We start from the raw sequence: 17,781 nt of genomic DNA, 5'->3' as shown, positions 1-17,781 counted from the left end.
TTCCTCAACAACTATCCACTTGGTAACAGCACTCGTCATAGTCATTGCCCATTAGTGAGGCTGGTGAGGGTTTTCACGCTCCTCATCCTGTTTAGCGGAAGTAGATAAGGTTGGCTGCTTGTGGTTATCGATATGAATCTCTGTTTCATAAGGAGTTGCGTCGTACTCAATGTTACCCATCTCTACCATCCGGGAACGAGTACGACGACTAGACCAGGAACTACCTATTATGAAAGCACCAGTCGCAATTGCCGTTCCTCCCAATGCTCCAATTAACCACAAAGGTAGCCCGAAGTTGTGAGCTTCAGCCTTAGTCTCTTGTGAATGCGAATTACCTTCTTCCTTATGCGAATGCTCTTCTTCCTCTTCTTTAGATTTACTTCCACCCCGCAAAGACTGTGCATAAAGTTGCGGCGCACGTTGGGTGACAATTGAATTTCCCTGAGATAAACCTTGAGTGACTTCTACCAAATCCCCAGAGGTTTGACCTAGCGTCACTTCAGTTGACTTAAAAGCATTACCATTTTGTACGTAAACTATTGTTTTATTATTTGCCTCTACCACAGCAGATTTGGGAATTGCTAAGGTAGCTGCTGATGTTTGGTCTGTTAAAACTTCGAGTTCGGCAAACATCCCCGGCTTGAGAACTCCACTGGGGTTATCTACTTCGGCTTTCACAGGAACAACCCGCGTTTCGCCTTCTACCACTGACCCAACCACGGCAACTCGTCCAGTAAATGTGCGATTAGGCACAGAAGCTACCTTTAAGCTTACTCGTTGACCTGTCTTTACCTTTCCCAAGTCTTTTTCATAGATATTTGCAATAGCATAAACTCGACTGTCATTGACAATCGTCATCAGCTTGCCACCTGCATCCTCAAAGGATTGACCAAGAGTTACTTCTCTGTCAGCAACCCGACCGGAAATTGGAGCACTCACAGTTACTAGTCCCTTGGTATTACCACTGTTTCCCAGTTGTTGTAACCGAGTTTCATAATTAGTATTACTGAGTTGAATACGTCTTTTTGCTACTTCAACAGAGGCTTGAGCACGTTTAAGTTTATTTTCAGCATCAATTACGTCCCGGCGGCTCGCAGTTTTGGTCAGTTCCGCTTTGGCTTCTGCTAGCTGGGTTTGGGATTCTAAAGCATTGCGACGGGGGAGAGCGCCTGCATCAGCTACTACCTTATCTTTGTCATACTTTTCTTGAGCAAAGGTCACCTTACTCTGTGCAGAGGCTATTTCATCTGCGGCTATTTGCTGATATTTTTCGTAGTTTTGTTGAGCGAGCCGTAAGTCAGCTTGTGCTTGCTGCAAGTCAGCTTGACCTTCGGCAAGTTTTTCCTGGGAGTTCACCCGCAGTTCCACCAAGTCAGGACTAGTTACAACAGCAACGGGTTGACCTTTTTTCACGACTGCACCAGGTTCTACCAACAACTCAACGACTTTCGCTTTAGAAATTGGGGTAGTTACTTCCGCTTTTTGACTGGGTAAAGTTTCAATCTGTCCAGTGGTTTTAATACCAACAGATAGCCGCTGACGTTTTACTGGCTCGACTTTGATTCCTAGCTGTTTAGCCGTTAAGGCATCTACTTCAACAGATCCACCACTTTGACTGGTTTCACTTCCTCCTTGAAATTCGTCTCCGTCTCCACCGTGGGCTAAAACAACTGTGGGAGCAATTAGTAGGAGCAGGCTCAGGAATCCTCCAGAAATACAACAGAGCGTCGTAGATTTTTGGGAACGTTCAAGGCTGTGCATTATTAGAAATGTCCTTGAGTGCTAAGGAACTAGAGTAACGGCTTGAACCTGGCATTTGGGTTTTGTTAAAATTGCTTGCTATTGGGTAAACACAGCAAATGTTCCACACTAACAAGACTGCTTTTGTACTAGCTTGTCATATGAAGATGAAATTACGGTGAAATTTCTGGCTTGACTTCAACAAATATGCAATTAAACTCTAGCTTGACTATAAAAATTTTTTATGATTGGCTAGTATATAGAGTTAATAACCAATGCGAAAACTGGCTCCTCCTATAGGAACTTCTGTACTAGCGCCAGCAAATTTAGCGAAGAGGCGGTAAAAATAACTATTTCCTCCTGTTCGTCGTTTGACATTCTTGAGGTCAATTTCTAGCTGAGTGTCAGGAGTAACTGGTTCGGTAAAAGCTAATAGTATAGTTTTGTCATTCACAGAAACATTAGTGTTAATTTTCCGACCATTTTTATCTTCTACATTAATGTCATCAACATCATTGCTCAAAGTTATATTGGTTGGAACCTGAATACTTAGCTGAGAAATCTCCTTACTATTTTTGGGAATATGTACCCGGAAAGTATGTCTAACAACATGCCAGCGCGTAGGAGGAAATTGCGCGTTTCCATCAATGTGAGGATCTTGACTATCATCTGCGCTAGCATTTGCATAGTTAACAGGAATTAAGGCTGTAGTAGCCAGAGCCAATACAACAGCGCACATCATTATTTTCTTCATTCAATACCTGTCGTGATAATTTATAGATTAAAATGTGGAAAACTCAGCTGTGCCTATGGGAATCTCTGTGTCGTTACCCACAGCTTTAGCCCAAAAGCTGTAAACAGAAGCAGAACCAACAGTTGGTTGTCTGACTTTATTAAATTCAATTACGAGCTTGGTGTTAGAAATAACTTTTTCCGGAAAATCTATTAAGATTCTTCTACCAATGACAGAAATATTAATGTTAATTCTCTGACCCTTATCATTCAACACATCAATATCATTACTAACAGCCACAGAAGATGGAGTATCAATAATTAGCTGGGAAAGAGCATTGTTATTTTGAGGAATGTGTACTTGAAAAGTATGTTTAACAATCTGCCAGCTATTAGGAGAAAAATTTACATCATTAACATTAGAAACCCTGTTATTATCTGTTTTAGCAGTTGCATAGCCAGCAGAAATTAAAGCTGCGCTAGCCAGAGCAAATGCCGCAGCAGAAATCAGTGTTTTCTTCATCTTGTCTGTCCAATGAATCAATTATTCAATTAGATTCCAGATTCATCCTTTGCACGAACCTTTACTTAACTAGAATGACAGGTCACTATGAAATTAAGATGAAATTTTGGCTCCTTAACAAAACTTATTTATTCATTCATATTGTGGAAGCAGTTTCAAATCAGTTAAATAATTATCAATGTCAAGGCTTTTTTTATGAAACCATCAATCAATTACTGCTTCACAAAACTTATCTACAGTTGTCTCTGACATAAGTTTTTGAGTTAGCAGTTCTACAAATATAAAGATTCAAAACTTCAAGTCACAATCTAATCTTTTGACTCATCCAAATGTTCTGCCATTGACTGACAGAGGTTGATAATGTAACTGTCAGTCAAACTATAATAGACGTTCCGACCTTCTCGGCGATGGCTAACTAAACGCATCGCTTTCAACAATCGCAGTTGATGACAAACGGCTGATTCGGTCATTTTCGTCAATGCGGCTAAATCACAAACACACAACTCCTGGGAAGCTAAAGCTGAAAGAAGGCGTAGGCGGTTTGTATCTGCGAGTATCCCAAAGACTTCTGCCATCTGCTGTGCCTTGTCTGTTGGCAGGACTTGCACCTTTGTTGAGCGTACATAATCTAGGTGTACGACATGAGTATCACACTTTGGTGCATTAGAACTCGTGAGATTATCCAAGTCTTGCTTTGTCTTACGCTTATTCATAGTGTCCTAAGTAGAAAATGGTTCTCAATTTCAATAGTATCTAAAATATAATTGTTGTACAATTGAATAGTTACTCAATTGTTGTATTAGAATATTGGCAGTTAACTTTGTAGTCCTTTCGTTCTTAGCTGCCATGACTCAAACTCCTTCTCTGAAAACTCAGCTTTTACAAGTTGATGGTATGGACTGTGGAAGCTGTGCTAAGACAATTGAAGCCAGTTTGCTTTCATTACGCGGTGTAACAGAAGCAACTGTTAGCTTTGCAACTGCAAAAGTCAAAGTTTCCTATGACACTAAGCTCTTGAGCGAAACTGAAATTAGAAATCGCATAACTGCTTTGGGTTATACGGTTAAACTGAGTGGTGAAGCAAAGCCGCATAATCACAGCCACTGCTGTGAGAGTGACCACGACCACGACCACAAGCATGATGACCACGAACACGTTGAAGTGGCTTCAGTTAAAAAGCTACAAGTGAAAGTAAATGGAATGGATTGCGGCAGTTGTGCTAAGACGATTGAGGTCGGCTTACAGCAAATGGCAGGGGTAAGGGATGTATCGGTTAACTTTGCAACTGAACGATTGCAACTATCCTACGACCCGCAACTGGTAAGTGAAACCGCAATCTATGACCGGATTAAAGGTCTGGGATATACGGTTGAGGAGAGTCTTGAGGCAAGTTCCTACCATCACACTCAAGACGATTGCCACGACCACAATCATGACCACAACCACAATCATCCAGTCACCAAACCGACTCAAAAACACAACTCAGCAGGCTGGAAATTCTGGATTGCGAACCGCCGGGGACAAAGCGTCATTTTAGCAGGAGTGGGGTTAGTTCTGGGTTTACTTACTCAACATTTAGCGCTTTCCATCTGGATAGCACGGGGTTTTTATGGTGTTGGTATAGTAGTTGCTGGCTATCCCATTGCACGGGCTGGTTTGTTTGAGTTGCGCTTACGCCGTGCCGATATGAATCTGCTGATGACGATTTCAGTTATTGGGGCAGTGATTTTAGGGGACTGGTTTGAAGGGGCGCTCGTCCTGTTCTTGTTCTCTTTAGGCACAACGTTGCAAGTTTTTACCTTTGGTCGCACGCGCAATGCTATCAGTGCTCTTATGGATTTGACTCCGCCGACTGCTACCGTCAAGCGGGGGAGTAAAGAAGTTACAGTTCCTGTTGAAAGTGTTCAAGTGGGGGATATTTTGACGATTCGACCAGGACAGCGCGTGGCGTTGGATGGTATCGTCGTTTCTGGTACAAGCGCTATTGACCAATCCCCGATTACAGGAGAGTCAATTCCAGAAGATAAAGAAAGAGGCGATACGGTTTATGCTGGAACGTTAAATCAGTCAGGCTTTTTAGAAGTTAAAGTCACTCATACATCTAATGATACGACCGTTGCTAAAATTATTCATTTGGTAGAAGAAGCCCAAGGAAGTCGCGCTCCCACGCAGCAGTGGGTGGATCGGTTTGCAGAGGTTTACACTCCGATTGTGATTTTGATAGCGATCGCCATTGCTGTCATTCCACCTTTGGCATTTGCTCAACCTTTTCATGTTTGGCTTTATCGAGCGCTGGTGATGCTCGTAATTGCCTGTCCCTGTGCCTTGGTGATTTCTACTCCTGTTTCGATTGTCAGCGCCATTGGTGCTGCAAGTCGGCAGGGAGTATTATTCAAAGGAGGTAATGCACTGGAAACAGCCGGACATCTGACTACTCTTGCCTTTGATAAAACTGGCACTCTTACACAAGGTTTACCCGTTGTACAGGAGGTTTATGACCTTGGGAAGGTAAGTACAAATGTGGTGTTACAAATTGCAGCTTCGCTTGAGCAACTCTCAGAACATCCACTAGCAAAGGCAATTGTAGCAAACGCTCGCTTAGAAGGAATAGAGTTAGAAACACCTGTTAACTTCACAGCCTTACCCGGTAAAGGGATTCAGGCAAGCTTTGGTGAGGTTTTATACTTTGTTGGCAATCGACGGTTATTCACAGACTCTGGTATTCGCTTGTCTAGTGAAGCTGAATCTCTATTGGCTGAAATTGAAAATCTCAGTCAAACCCCAGTACTGGTAGGAACGACTCAAGGATTATTGGGAGCGATCGCCCTCTCGGATGGACTGCGGTTAGAAGCAACCGAAGCAGTGCGACAGCTTAAGCGCTTTGGGCTAAAGCGGTTGGTGATGCTAACGGGCGATCGCACTGCTGTTGCCCAGAAAATTGCCCAACAAGTTGGCATTACAGAATATCAAGCTCAACTGTTACCTCAAGATAAACTCCAAGCGATTCAACAGCTGCGCCAAGTCGGGGTGACAGGTATGGTTGGAGATGGTATTAACGATGCCCCAGCCTTGGCGGCTGCGGATATTAGCTTTGCTGTTGGTGGAATTGATATTGCCCTAGAGACAGCAGATGTGGTGCTGGTTGGAAGTGACTTGAGACGACTTGCTTATGCAGTGGAACTAAGCCGCCGTACTGTATCTGTCATTCAACAGAATGTGGTCTTTTCTCTGGTAACAAAGGGATTGTTTCTGCTGTTGGGGACATTTGGGTTTGTCGGGTTAGCGATCGCCGTTTTAGCGGATACGGGAACTTCCCTACTTGTTACTGCAAACGGAATGCGGTTATTTAGAACCAAAACTATTGAGGATTAGGGGTATTATCAAACCTCTTAATTTAAGGTAGTTTCAACCAAATTTTCGGAGTTTTATGCGTTAAGATTCTCTGTTGCCTTGCTGTCAAAGCTTAATGTTGTAATAAACAAAGCAAATTTTCCTGTGATCCCACACAGCGCCTATAAATCCTGCCTCTTTTAGCTTTTTCAAGCATCTGTTGACGGCAGATGAACCATATAAATTTATGTCTTTGACTAATAAAGCACTAGTATATGGCTGAGAGCGTATGTGTTTGATAACAAGTTCCATGCAATTCGGACTAGTTTTGTCTCTTTTTTGTTTTTTCTGAGAAACCAGTTGCTCACCAATTCCTTCTTTAAAAACGGGTTTGGGATCGGGACTGGGAGACAGCCAGCCTTCATTAGTTGATTCTGAGGCACCCACAGATATCTGTTCTATTACTAAAGCTGGCTGTCTCAGGGATCGACTCCCACGGCTTCCTGGCTGATCTGTGGAAGCTCCTCGATCCGAAGTGGAGTTTGATAAGCTTGCCCGTTTTTCTTGGCTAAATCGGTCACCTGTAGTTGTCTGAGTGCGTATCCTGTTCATCTAGAAAATTAGTATATAATGTAACACTAATTCTGTAAGTTTTATTAGTAAAGCCAAAACAACCTTTTATTAGGTAGTTGATTTCAGTCTAAAAACTTTTATATATAAAAGCAATTTCTTTTAATTATTAAAATTATAAACAAAAGCGATTGACAAAATAGCAAAATAATGATGTAGTTTTAAACTACCAAAAATAAACGTGTTCCATTTTAGGATTACGCCAAAATATCTGTTGCGGGAGCGTCATTAACTGCAATCATACCCATGATTGTCACACTAACGCTCTTTTATCAATCTCGTCAGAGGATAATCTATAGTCGCTGACTTTTGCTTGGCCAGTTGCTGTGGAACTTGGATTAAAGGCAGGGTTAAAGCTGAAACCAGAACGAACCAGACTACCTCCTGTTGCTGGATCAGAGTTATCCAAGGCGGAGTTACCGGTACTAAAAACTCCGTTACTATCGGCAATAGTTGTGCCGTAGGTCGTAGCTAGGGTGTAGCCAGTCAAATTTTGGTAGCTTAGTCCCGTACCCTCCCCTGTAGTGTAGAAATCACTTAGGGTTGTGCCCGCTTTCCCCTCTTGTATCTGTTTGTAGATAGCAGCAGCACGAGCCATTTCCCAGCCCACGCCGTCACCGATCATGATGATAACGTTCTTTGCCACGAGTACTACGGTCTCCTAATACTGAGAAATAAAAATTACTGGCACAAAAACTTGAGATCAGCTTTCCGCACCTTTCTCTCTAAATCTTTCAAACTTAGGTTAAAAATGAAGAATGTTTTGATTAAAAATAAGTATTTTTTCTAGATTGCAATATTGTCAAAGGGGCGTCATTCGTGACAGGTTAAGATAACATTGCTTTTATCAATTAGAAATTATGCTGAAAAGTGAGTGAAAATTAAGGTATCCAGCTAAGCTTTGTACCTAGCTTTGGCACACAGGTGAATGATGAGTACAAAGATTAGGCTATAGAGTGCAGGCGGCTTCCGCATCGCGCTGACCAAAAACGATGTTTTCTACCACGGTTTTTGGCATAATTTTCATTCAATAAGTATATTAACAAATGTATCATGACCTTAACCTGTCACCAATGAAGGGGCGTGGCGTCGCGAGCTTGAAGCGCTAACCCCCAATTTTAGTTTACCCCAGTTGTACCAATAGTTCCAGCGCTTACATGGGTACACTTCTACTGACACCAAAATTGCTTACCTAGTAAGGCTTTAAGACTTTGTTAGTACATTTGCACTGGGATAAGTTCAGTTTAAACGGCGTTTTTGACGGGTGGTGCTAGCAACAATTTTGGATAATTCTTTTTCCGTTGCTTGTAATAATTCTTCTCTGGTTTTAGCTCTATCTGCAGCCAGTATCGGATTTCGACAAGCAACTAACCGTTTTCCTGGAGAATCATCAGATGAAATTTCGGCGACCCAAAGCTCATCAAATAAAGATAATTGAATACTTGATTGTTCAACATTGGTAGTTCTGTTCAGCAAACCTACTTAGAGATTTCTGAAAAGAGTTGGAATGTTTTAGAGTATTGACCACTACATACCCATGCGTAGCAAGTGACTGGTGCTGTAGCATCCAAGCGATGCCCCAGAAAGAGCGCAAGATGAGCAGGTCCAGCAACAAATAGGTGAATTTTCTTGCCGCCAGTACGTACTAAGTTTTTAACAATCAATTTTTTAATGTTTCCAACAGCAATGTTGGCTTGTTGTGGAGAAGTTATAGGTAGTTCTCCCCTAATATGAAGCTGTGGCATACTTGCTAATCCATGCTTCTCTAGGTTACTTTCCACTTCAGGAATAATATCTCGACAAATACCTACACTAACAACCAAACAAGTTCCTGTTTCCCCTACAATTTGATAATTTAAGGGATAAGGAGGAGTTTCGTGAGTGGAATGAGCATCTGTTGCCCATATCTGTTCACGGTATTCCATTTCAATGACGTAACCCCGAACAGCTGAGAAGACAGAGCCGATTACAAGACATGCTACCAAACGGCGGTTGCCAGCAAGCCTAATTCGCTTAGTATTTCTATAGTTTTCAATCCAGCTTCGAGTATTTTGTAGTTCAATTAGTAGCTGATTCCACTGTTGGGGTAGGGTGAGCACACGAGTTTCACCACCAGAAAAAGGAGTCCAATCAAAACGTATTCCTGGATATTTTGGATTATCTTCGGGAGCAATAGCTGTATAAATAAGGATGGGGCGAAAAGGTTGCTGTTGATGATAAGGAATTTTATCTCTTAGTTTTGTCTCTAAGTCTTTCCGAGTAATGTTCTGATTTTTACGTTGTCGGATAAATATACCAATATGATTATAAATATTATCTAAGGTTTTGAGAGATAAATATTCATATTCTGGCAAATGATCCACAAAAGACTGCTTAAAAATAGCCTCCCCGTGAGGTTTTGCAGTGTTCCAATCGACTTCAATAATTACCTTATTAAAAATAAAAATAGCATCCTTATCTGTACCCCCGATTCTTTTGATAATCTGAACATAATCTTGGAACGAATTTTCTTGAATGGTGGAGTTTTCTTCATAAAAATCTTGAGGACTACGAACGCGACGTAATCCATTCACCAAAGGTTCTAAATCTTTGGAAATTCCTGTTGCAACAAGAATAAACCACCGAGAAATATTTGAACTTCCAGTATCTATCTGTTGAAATCGGCGAATTTCACTCCAGAACTTAGATGGTTGAAGGACGTGATCTTTAACTTCAAGAAGTTCCTTAGTAAACCCACGACCAGGCACAAAGAACTTTGCCTCTACATCACCAATACCTTCCCGAAGCATAGCTGTGAAACTTTCTTGAGAAAGCCAAACTGGTATGCGGGCTAAAGTAACTTGTTCCTGGAATGAAAAGCCCCCTTCAGCAATATCACCACCGCGAGACTGTGGTTCTAAGAGTGAGGGAGTCAAACGATCGCTGTCTGTCATGTGGTTTACTATTATTCGATAGATGACCTTAGGATAGAACTATCAAGAGACGGAATTAGCGCTCCCGTTCAGCAGTTTTGGGTCTGAAGCATGTGACGATGGACCAAGCCATCTCCCGGTATCTAACCACAATTCATAATAGTAGAGCCATAGTGCAGTCCAAGGAATAATGGTTTGTGCAATGAGCATGTCTGCTTGCCACGGTTTTTCTTTAGGGTAGTAGAGACATAAACTTCCATCATTCCAAAGATGGGGAGTTCTTGAGACTAGGGCAGGCGATATAACATTAACAGTTGGATGAGAGCTTAACTTATAGCGCACTGCTACCCGATATTTTGGCGATAACTGGCGAGGTTGAAGCGTACCTCGCCATATAGCTACCCCAAGCTCTCGCTTGTAAACAAACCCAGGAAATCGGCGCAGTATGTGCAGGTTCTGTAGTCCTAGGTTGATGGCAGGTTTCAGTAGAAGAAATTCAGCTTTGCTCAGTCCCATGAAACTTAGTTGCAATAGTGGAGGTGTAGATCCCGGAAGCAGGCTGACTTGACACAATCAAACCTGTAGAGCTGACGTAAGATTTGCCAGGTAAACCTTTTGTAGCTAATCGGGAAACAGTTGTTTCTACGTCTGATGGAAAATATTCTTCTCCGAAAATTTTTTGCCAGTATTCAATCGCCTTCTCTCGATCATCAGTCTCTAGGGCTTTGGCTGCCCAATTCCGTCCCTCGTTAATCCGTCTCATGAAGGTTTCAAAATAGGTGCGGCTCCAGTTCCAGGAAATGTTGTGATCTAGCATGGGGTCGAGGATATTTGGGGTTGCATCACTGCTAGTAGACAGCAAGTGATCGTACTGACAGTAGATTTCATTCAAAAGGGTGTAAAACGGGACTGCCAATGGTTGTGTCATGTCCAAATTGCCTTCTTGAATGTGATAAACTAGGAGGGCACCAAGCCAGTAGCTCTTAGGCTTGCGGGTTTTCATCTGATAGTCACGGAAATGCTTTAGCAACTTTCCTAGAGGCTTAACTTTATTGTCGTACTGCTTCTGTAAATCGTTAAGTAGTTTAATGTATCCAATTGGGTGAGATGCTATCCACTTGTTAAACCCTCGATCAGGGACATACAACACATTCTCAAATCCATCCGGTGCAATGCAAGGAACAAAGTCTAAGTGAAAATCTTTGTCTTTGAAGTAGACATGGACGGATCGGCGTGCCCGTTCGACCTCTATTTCCGCTTCTGCATACCCTTCATAGCCCAAAGCTTCTGGTAAGCTATCAAGCAGCTTTTTCATGTCTTGAATTAATTGCTTTGCTTTTGGTTCATTTGCTTTTGGATTGCCAGGGATGCGAATCAGGGTATCTACGTCTTTAACATCACCCACTGCCATTTGTTGGGCGTAGGAACCTGCCAGACGACTATCGGGTGAAACCGTAGGAAATTCTTTGCTTTCAGCGATGTAATCACGAACTAATGGTGGCAAATCCCGTGCTGCTTCAAGTCGTTCTTGAGGTGGTTGGATGTTCTTAAGCAGTTCTTCAAAGTGTGTGATGAGTGGAAACATCTATAATTTTACCTTTACAGAATTAGGGTATTTGTAACGCGGCGCAATGGTAAATTTTTTGCAAGAGTTCACCCTGATTGAAAATAAAATTTGTTTGACAGAAAAACTTGCTGGTATTACATATACACAGCTTCTCGATGTAAAATATTCAAAAATGCAGCATACTCGTCTTCAGAGAATACATTAAGCTGCTTTTGCAACTAAATTTCTTTGAATTCAGCCGAAATTAACTCAGACAATGTCAGACTGTAGCACCCGATGACATTGTATTCTCATAGTTTGTATTTTAATAGTTTTTTGATCCAATCAGAACAATTGTATTAGTAGTAAAAACCGTAATAAAAGCAGTAGTAATTTGACTAATTATCATTCAGTATAGTGATTGACTGAAAGTTAGGGGTGCGAGCACAATTTATTTTTCTATGCTCTGACTAAAAGGGCGGATATTATGTCTTTACGGACACCTGCGTGCAATTCGTAGCTCCTGTGCAGGAGGCAGAGGACACGCACTCGCGGATCGTCCCGTAAGTTCTGCAGACACGCTGCGTGTACGCCTAGTGGGGGCACTTTGCGCTTATGGGACACGTACTCGCGTTTGGAGCAACGCGTAATTGCAAGTTTTTAATGAATAGTAAAGTCCATCGTCAAAGATTTATGAACTGCACTCAAAGAGCCATCAAAATTTCAGTTTTGAGTTGAGCAAAGCTGCAATTGAGCCAGTGGCACTGGATGCGTATAAATATCTAGCATTGCTTGGTCATCCTCAATGCTAGTAATCAAAAATGGCTGCCAGTTAATAAGGTGGGCAGGACAATTAGCCCAGTTAACTTTATCTCCCACTCGCACCTTGAGTGCTAGTTCTTCAGTTGGAGTTGGGTTAAGTTCTAAATTGTCTGATCTTGGGCTACTATCACCTGTGCTGGAAATCAACCTCAACTCACTGTGGTGGAAGTACTTTCTTTTCCCGCCTAACCTTACTTCAATTGGAGTGTTAGCAGGACCAGATAAATTTACTACCGTGCCAGTACAGAGCTGGTAGTTATGGCGAGCGCTAATAACCTCCACAATCGAATTTACTTCAAATCCTATCACCGCTAATGCTTTGGCACGTAGTACGCTATCAACCCACTCCAATTCTTCTGGGTTTATTGATGCAGCTTGTGCTAGCAACTTGGGAAGATTGTCAAACCAAGCATAATGCTCTTTACTCAATCTGCCAGTAACAACAGCAACTAAATCATCTGCTGTGCGTGCATCTTTTCTGTTGTAAGGAATAGGAAGTGCTAGTAGGAGTTGTAATCTTGTAGCTAAAGAGTGCCACTGATCTTGGTCGTACTGTTCTGTTGGTACATCATTCAACAGCGGTACTTCAGTATTTTCTGCTGTTGGATGCTCCTGTACTTGGACTTGTCCAAAATTATCTGAATTGGTGGGTTTTGAAACAAATTGCTCTACAACAGCACAATTCGTGTTTTCACTTAGTTCAATGTTGTCCGTTCCTACCTCATCTATTTGGTTGCTGTTCATCTCACAAGTTGGACTTTGGAGTTGATATTCCAAAAAGGATGCATCATCAACCAATACCAGCTGTCCAGTTTTGTATGCCTGCCTCAGTGAAATCGCTTCTGCCACGATTTGCTGTGCCGTCAATCCCTCACAATCCATCATCTGCTGTAAGGTGACGCCAGTGCGCTCATCTTGCTCGTGAATGGGCGGAATTTGACAGTAGCGTCCACCATTTTTCGTTCGTCGCCAAATACTCGGTTTCTCAGACTTTGGCTCTCTCGGTTTGCGCTGCTGCTTTATGAGTTCTCTAACCACCTGCTGAGTACGTAAGCTCAAGTCCTGCAATTGGTCAATAACAGGCTGGTACTTCTTGCTGTTCTTTGCTAGCAGAAAGATAGTATCTGGCTCGATTTGTGCTAAATCTTGGGGCGAGAAAGAACCAAATGCAGCAGCCACCTTGAGGTATTTCTTGTCTTCTAAGAGCCAACCATGCTCAGATAACAGCTTTTTGTACTCTGTGCGCGACCGCTTTTGTTTCTCAACAGCCAGAGATCTAGCGTGACGTAGGATGGTCTCAGTGGCAATTGGTAGCGCTTGGAAAGAGAAATTTACTTCCGGGGCGATCTCTTCGGCTTGGGCTTCAATGTATCTTTCCAATTCTTGTTGGGCGAAAGCTTGATAATCATCTGCGATTATTGCTTGTTGTGGCATCATATTATTTAGTTCCCATTTTTGGGTTTTATTGAGGAAGGCGATCGCAAGTTCTTGGCGGAATGGCGATCGCCTCACCAATTTGAGTCAACGCGAATAATTCAAGCTGCTTGTTTGTCCCAAGCTTTTGATGATTTAGAGATAGCAGCCAGGGCATAACCCAAGGTGTGTTTGTGAATTGTGGGCATTTTACGAAACGACATATCTTGACCCCAGTCTTGAACTGACTTAGTGCCGATATGTAATACTTGCGTGAGGGTTTTGACACAAGTAGCGCGAAAGTTAGCATGGGAAACAGTTTGCAGTACTTGCTGTTCGGTTAATCCGTAGAGGAGTATTTTTTCTAGAAACGTTTGAGCATCTACGAGTGGTGCGCTGTATTCTCCTTGCAGGATACTCTTTAGCTCTTTTGGCACAATTTCGGCAGCGTGAATGTAAGCAAGTGCAAATTTGCAGTAGTTGGGTATCCCATCAAAATTGAGGTCACTTCCCCACTTGCGAACTGTTGGTCTTTGTACGTCAAAAACTGCACATAATACGCTGATACATTTTCTGCGGTATTGAGAATCTGTTTCTTCTTCGAGAAGTTCCGGGGGGCTGAGTGAGGCTATACCGAAGCAGTGGCGTAGAAATTGCCTGGGTTTTAAACCTTCTTTAGGTAGACTTTGTAGGATTTCGCAGTTTTTCATAAAGACCTTACGGGTGATGAGCGCCTTTGTTTACTGTCAATTATATAGCAAGCTCGCTATATAATATAATAGTAAGCAATTAAATACTCGAGGAAGCTATTAAGGAGTGTAAAATATAGCTTTAAAAGCAAGCTAGCTATAAATGCATTCGTGGAGGAAACTATGAGAGTAAGTAAAACAAGGACATACTCTCAAAACATGATTCGTTGGCGGTTAAGGATGCTGATGGCAGAGAAGAAAATTACGAATAAGGAACTTGCTGAGCTTTCAGGTATTCATCCAACCTCCATTTCAAAGCTCAAAAATGCTGATGAGATTGAACAGATTAGCGGCAGAGTCCTCAATAACTTATGTAATGGCCTAACAAAGGCTTATCATGCTAGGGGAGAAAACCGAATTATTACTCCTGGCGACTTACTGGACTATACTTTTGATGGCAATGGTGATTGTCCAACGTCAGTAGATGATATTGAGCAATCAATGGAAAAAACTAGTACTGACCACTCGTCTGGTGATTCTGGCAAAACAACTAAAGCTATATATCGAGTAGTATACCTGAGTAAGATTGGAGAATCAGCATAAATAAATAGAGTTACTCAAGTATCAAATTAACCCGCACTGAAACGCTTTCTCAAACGTATTGGTCAGGCGATCGCCCTTGCACCATAAATGAGGTGGTCATCATTAACAAGACTTCGGAGGAAATTACTTTTGAGCAAGAGTTAGTGCAGGACATGGTTGAATAGCTTTGATTAGCATTGACTAAACTTGAGCAAGATTTATGTAACGGTAAGTGAATGAGTCAGCAAGAACCTAATTACAATCAAAGCACCTTTAGTCAAGAAAACGCAGTAAATCCGATGGATTTATTGTTTGATGAAGAATGGTTGCGAAAAGCGGTCGTTGCTGAGGATAAAGTAGGTGGTAACATTGGTGCTGGATTGGATTGGGGTTCTGGGTTTGGCGACCTAATGCTGAACCTCGAACTTTTGGGACGTTTAACAACGTTACGTATTTCTCTTAATCGAGAAGTGCGGCTATTGCTGAATAATTGGAATTTAGGAACAGCTACGAAAATTGCGGTAAAAACTGCAAGAGAGAGACTACTTCAACGATTAAGGCTACCTACACCAGAAGTCAGAGAACACATACTTGTTGTTTTGGGAACAGATGAACTTTATAGCCAAGAGTTTATCTCTAGCCGAGAAATACTGCGCGAGCTGCTTGGGGTGTTGTTGAAACAAGAAGATTGGGAAACAATTGCAGCAGTTGCAGCAGATTCGTTAAAAGAGCAAATTATGCATCAAGTTTCTGTTGAAAAAATTTCAGCATAAGTCATAGATTTAAACAGATGAAGTTAGAATTGCGCGAATTTCACCAACACAATTTAGCGTCTGACAGCGATCACTTCCAACAGAAATAATTGCAGTTTTGATACCAAACGTCATAGGGTATTGAAAAGGAAGCAGCCAAGTAAGCGGGTACAGCCCACTTATGCACAACTGCTTTTGTCATACTTGACTTTTGGCTATGACCCAACTGAGGATACAACAAGCATATGATTTCTACAGAAAATTCATTTACAACGAAGAACTGATTAGCCTACTCAGAGAATACAACATACGAATACCAGGAAGCATTTCGCCACAACTTTGGGAGTTGTTTGGTGCAATACTTACTGGAGATACAGGTACTGGTAGCTATGGAGCCGACCTTAGTAATTACGAGGTAAAATCTAGTATTGATGGTAACGCCTTTGAGTACCAGTATCATCTGAGAACAGGTCGCGGTAAGCTTTTGAAGGATATGACTGTAGACCATTTATTTGTGTCCTACAGTCGAGACTACAGAAACGTTACAGTTCGCCAACTTGGAGGAGATTTCCTATCAGAAATTTTCCGAAGTTGGTTACCTGGTTTGGAAGAACGCTATGGCACTCAAGAATTCTTACGTCGATACCGCAAAAATATCAGCAACAGTACAGTGAAAGTACATGGTCGAGTCGTTATGAGTATTAAGGATGGTATGCTTACATTTCCTATGACCAATTAAGCAGCTCTTTGCGAAGCTTTTATCATGCTATTTAATTCATTAAATAATGGATTAAGATAATTCGCAGCAATCCATTCGATGACTGGAACACAAACAGCATCACCAAAGCCAAAAAGTATATTATTGAGTGAAATATTTTGAGGAATCAAATACTCCGATGCCCCCATGAGACGGGCACTTTCACAAGCATTAATTAACCTAGCATCAAAACGTCCAAAACCTGCCCTTACAATAATCTGACGAGCACTTCCTCCCTTCGGAGTTCGTAAACATCCAGCAATTCCATCGGTTCTTAGTTCTGCGGTTGATTGTTTAATCCCAGAACGCATTCTCATGCGTCGAAAGACGGTTCCGTATGACCAATATTCATTTTGCATCATTAAACGAATTTGGGATTTATGACGTTCAAACATCTGATTGAACAAATACTCTGTTCGTTCTTTTACCCACCATTCCTCACTTTCATCAACAATATCAGCTAGGTTGGTTGTTCTTTGGGGTAAGTCTGGTAGATTGCGAAGGCTCCATTTGATTGTTGGATTAGAAGCAATAAAATCTTTAACTTTTTGAGGTCTTGCACCTTTTTGCTGACTCATAATCCGTTCAATCTCATCATAAGTTTGTGAGAAACTAAACAGATTACCTATAATAAATAAACGTACCCTGCTTTGCGGAACAAAATGGGCAGCGTCGATGATGAAAATATCAACTGCATAACCAAGATTATTTAAAGCTTTTAACGCAACGATTAAATCTTCTCCACGCCCAGAAGTTAGGAAACCTTCCACATTTTCAATAAGAATTAAAGGAGGTTTACCTATTTCCCTCAGTTCCCCCATTTCATGTAGGAATCGGACAAAGTCCCAGAATGTAGATGATTCTCCAGAGTGCAACCCACTTCTAGAACCTGCAACAGAGATGTTAGTACATGGAAAAGAGGCATGAGCTAAGGTTACTTTAGGCACTTCAGTTCCACTTATTTCTCTGATATCTTTACAGTGATAGTGTCCGACTCCAAAAGCATTCTGGTACATTTGGCGTTTCTCGTCGCTGTAGTCAAGAGCATATTTTACTTGCCATCCTTGCTTAATTAGCCCCATTGTAACGAGGCCAATCCCTGCAAAAAAGTCTGCTACTGTTTTCTCAAGCTTCATTTGATTTGGTCATAATTATAGTTATTTTGACTGAAAAAATCAAGAAAAGTCAAGGATTGTATTCTGACACAAAAACTACCATAAAATCATTCATTATTCACAAAAAAATTGACTTTTCGCTCTATGTTTCTGTTTGAGTACTTTCTTACCTTATCAATCATACTTCTCTTTTCTTCAAGTTACATATACAAATGTGCTTGCATTCTCCATAGGCAGT

The 17,781-nt window shown here is 41.6% G+C and carries 14 protein-coding genes and 4 pseudogenes; 5 read left to right on the top strand and 13 right to left on the bottom strand.

Features of this window, described 5'->3' with window-relative positions:
• Positions 1 to 51 precede the first annotated feature (51 nt).
• From DP114_RS32680 to DP114_RS32665, 4 genes are all read right to left on the bottom strand, one after another.
• On the bottom strand, positions 52 to 1,761 hold the full coding sequence (locus DP114_RS32680; protein WP_171978374.1) for an efflux RND transporter periplasmic adaptor subunit: 1,710 nt from the start codon (positions 1,759 to 1,761) through the stop codon (positions 52 to 54).
• Between the two features lie 244 nt (positions 1,762 to 2,005).
• Complete coding sequence (locus DP114_RS32675; RefSeq protein ID WP_171978373.1) at positions 2,006 to 2,494, bottom strand: DUF2808 domain-containing protein; 489 nt, start codon at positions 2,492 to 2,494, stop codon at positions 2,006 to 2,008.
• Positions 2,495 to 2,521: 27 nt separating this feature from the next.
• Positions 2,522 to 2,995: a DUF2808 domain-containing protein gene (locus DP114_RS32670; protein WP_169267706.1), complete on the bottom strand. Its 474-nt coding sequence runs from the start codon at positions 2,993 to 2,995 to the stop codon at positions 2,522 to 2,524.
• Between the two features lie 308 nt (positions 2,996 to 3,303).
• Positions 3,304 to 3,708, bottom strand: coding sequence for an ArsR/SmtB family transcription factor (locus DP114_RS32665; RefSeq protein ID WP_169267705.1), 405 nt, complete (start codon positions 3,706 to 3,708; stop codon positions 3,304 to 3,306).
• Between the two features lie 133 nt (positions 3,709 to 3,841).
• On the opposite strand from DP114_RS32665, the gene DP114_RS32660 reads away from it, so the two are divergent.
• Positions 3,842 to 6,367, top strand: a complete 2,526-nt coding sequence (locus tag DP114_RS32660; protein WP_171978372.1) for a heavy metal translocating P-type ATPase — start codon at positions 3,842 to 3,844, stop codon at positions 6,365 to 6,367.
• Between the two features lie 84 nt (positions 6,368 to 6,451).
• Here the strand turns inward: DP114_RS32660 and DP114_RS32655 are convergent, their stop codons facing one another.
• From DP114_RS32655 to DP114_RS32620, 8 genes and pseudogenes are all read right to left on the bottom strand, one after another.
• Entirely contained in the window at positions 6,452 to 6,937 is a 486-nt protein-coding gene (locus DP114_RS32655; protein ID WP_169267309.1) for a hypothetical protein, read from the bottom strand.
• A gap of 319 nt (positions 6,938 to 7,256) precedes the next feature.
• Positions 7,257 to 7,580 (bottom strand): annotated as a pseudogene (locus tag DP114_RS32650) (alkaline phosphatase); the annotation flags it as partial.
• Positions 7,581 to 8,200: 620 nt separating this feature from the next.
• Positions 8,201 to 8,410 (bottom strand): annotated as a pseudogene (locus DP114_RS32645) (IS1634 family transposase); the annotation flags it as partial.
• Positions 8,411 to 8,433: 23 nt separating this feature from the next.
• Positions 8,434 to 9,888, bottom strand: a complete 1,455-nt coding sequence (gene cap4, locus DP114_RS32640; protein ID WP_169267308.1) for a CD-NTase-associated endodeoxyribonuclease Cap4 — start codon at positions 9,886 to 9,888, stop codon at positions 8,434 to 8,436.
• A 42-nt stretch (positions 9,889 to 9,930) separates the two neighbouring features.
• Positions 9,931 to 10,383 carry a type II CBASS E2 protein gene (locus DP114_RS32635; protein WP_169267307.1) on the bottom strand — a complete coding sequence of 151 codons (453 nt, stop codon included), beginning with the start codon at positions 10,381 to 10,383 and terminating at the stop codon, positions 9,931 to 9,933.
• Entirely contained in the window at positions 10,364 to 11,452 is a 1,089-nt protein-coding gene (locus DP114_RS32630) for a nucleotidyltransferase domain-containing protein (RefSeq protein WP_169267306.1), read from the bottom strand. The genes DP114_RS32635 and DP114_RS32630 overlap by 20 nt, the downstream gene beginning before the upstream one ends.
• Positions 11,453 to 13,021: 1,569 nt before the next feature.
• Positions 13,022 to 13,672 (bottom strand): annotated as a pseudogene (locus tag DP114_RS32625) (hypothetical protein); the annotation flags it as partial.
• A 98-nt stretch (positions 13,673 to 13,770) separates the two neighbouring features.
• Positions 13,771 to 14,358: a hypothetical protein gene (locus DP114_RS32620; RefSeq protein WP_169267305.1), complete on the bottom strand. Its 588-nt coding sequence runs from the start codon at positions 14,356 to 14,358 to the stop codon at positions 13,771 to 13,773.
• Between the two features lie 162 nt (positions 14,359 to 14,520).
• Here DP114_RS32620 and DP114_RS32615 point away from each other — a divergent pair, with 162 nt between their 5' ends.
• The 4 genes and pseudogenes from DP114_RS32615 (at position 14,521) to DP114_RS32605 (ending at position 16,410) form a co-directional block, all read left to right on the top strand.
• The gene (locus DP114_RS32615; protein ID WP_211178639.1) at positions 14,521 to 14,940 is read left to right on the top strand and encodes a helix-turn-helix domain-containing protein; all 420 of its coding nucleotides are present in this window, start codon (positions 14,521 to 14,523) and stop codon (positions 14,938 to 14,940) included.
• Positions 14,941 to 15,029: 89 nt separating this feature from the next.
• Positions 15,030 to 15,101: pseudogene (locus DP114_RS36520) on the top strand (IS607 family transposase); the annotation flags it as partial.
• 54 nt (positions 15,102 to 15,155) lie between these two features.
• Positions 15,156 to 15,692, top strand: a complete 537-nt coding sequence (locus tag DP114_RS32610; RefSeq protein WP_169267304.1) for a hypothetical protein — start codon at positions 15,156 to 15,158, stop codon at positions 15,690 to 15,692.
• A 196-nt stretch (positions 15,693 to 15,888) separates the two neighbouring features.
• Entirely contained in the window at positions 15,889 to 16,410 is a 522-nt protein-coding gene (locus DP114_RS32605; protein ID WP_171978371.1) for a hypothetical protein, read from the top strand.
• Here DP114_RS32605 and DP114_RS32600 read toward each other — a convergent pair.
• Positions 16,407 to 17,564, bottom strand: coding sequence for a DNA cytosine methyltransferase (locus DP114_RS32600; protein WP_169267302.1), 1,158 nt, complete (start codon positions 17,562 to 17,564; stop codon positions 16,407 to 16,409). The genes DP114_RS32605 and DP114_RS32600 overlap by 4 nt on opposite strands.
• Between the last annotated feature and the right edge of the window lie 217 nt (positions 17,565 to 17,781).

Origin of the sequence: Brasilonema sennae CENA114, from assembly GCF_006968745.1 — a bacterium.
In the GTDB taxonomy this organism is placed as follows: Bacteria; Cyanobacteriota; Cyanobacteriia; order Cyanobacteriales; family Nostocaceae; genus Brasilonema; species Brasilonema sennae.
Note: the sequence above shows the minus strand (reverse complement) of the source record. Positions and strands in the feature narration are given on the sequence as shown.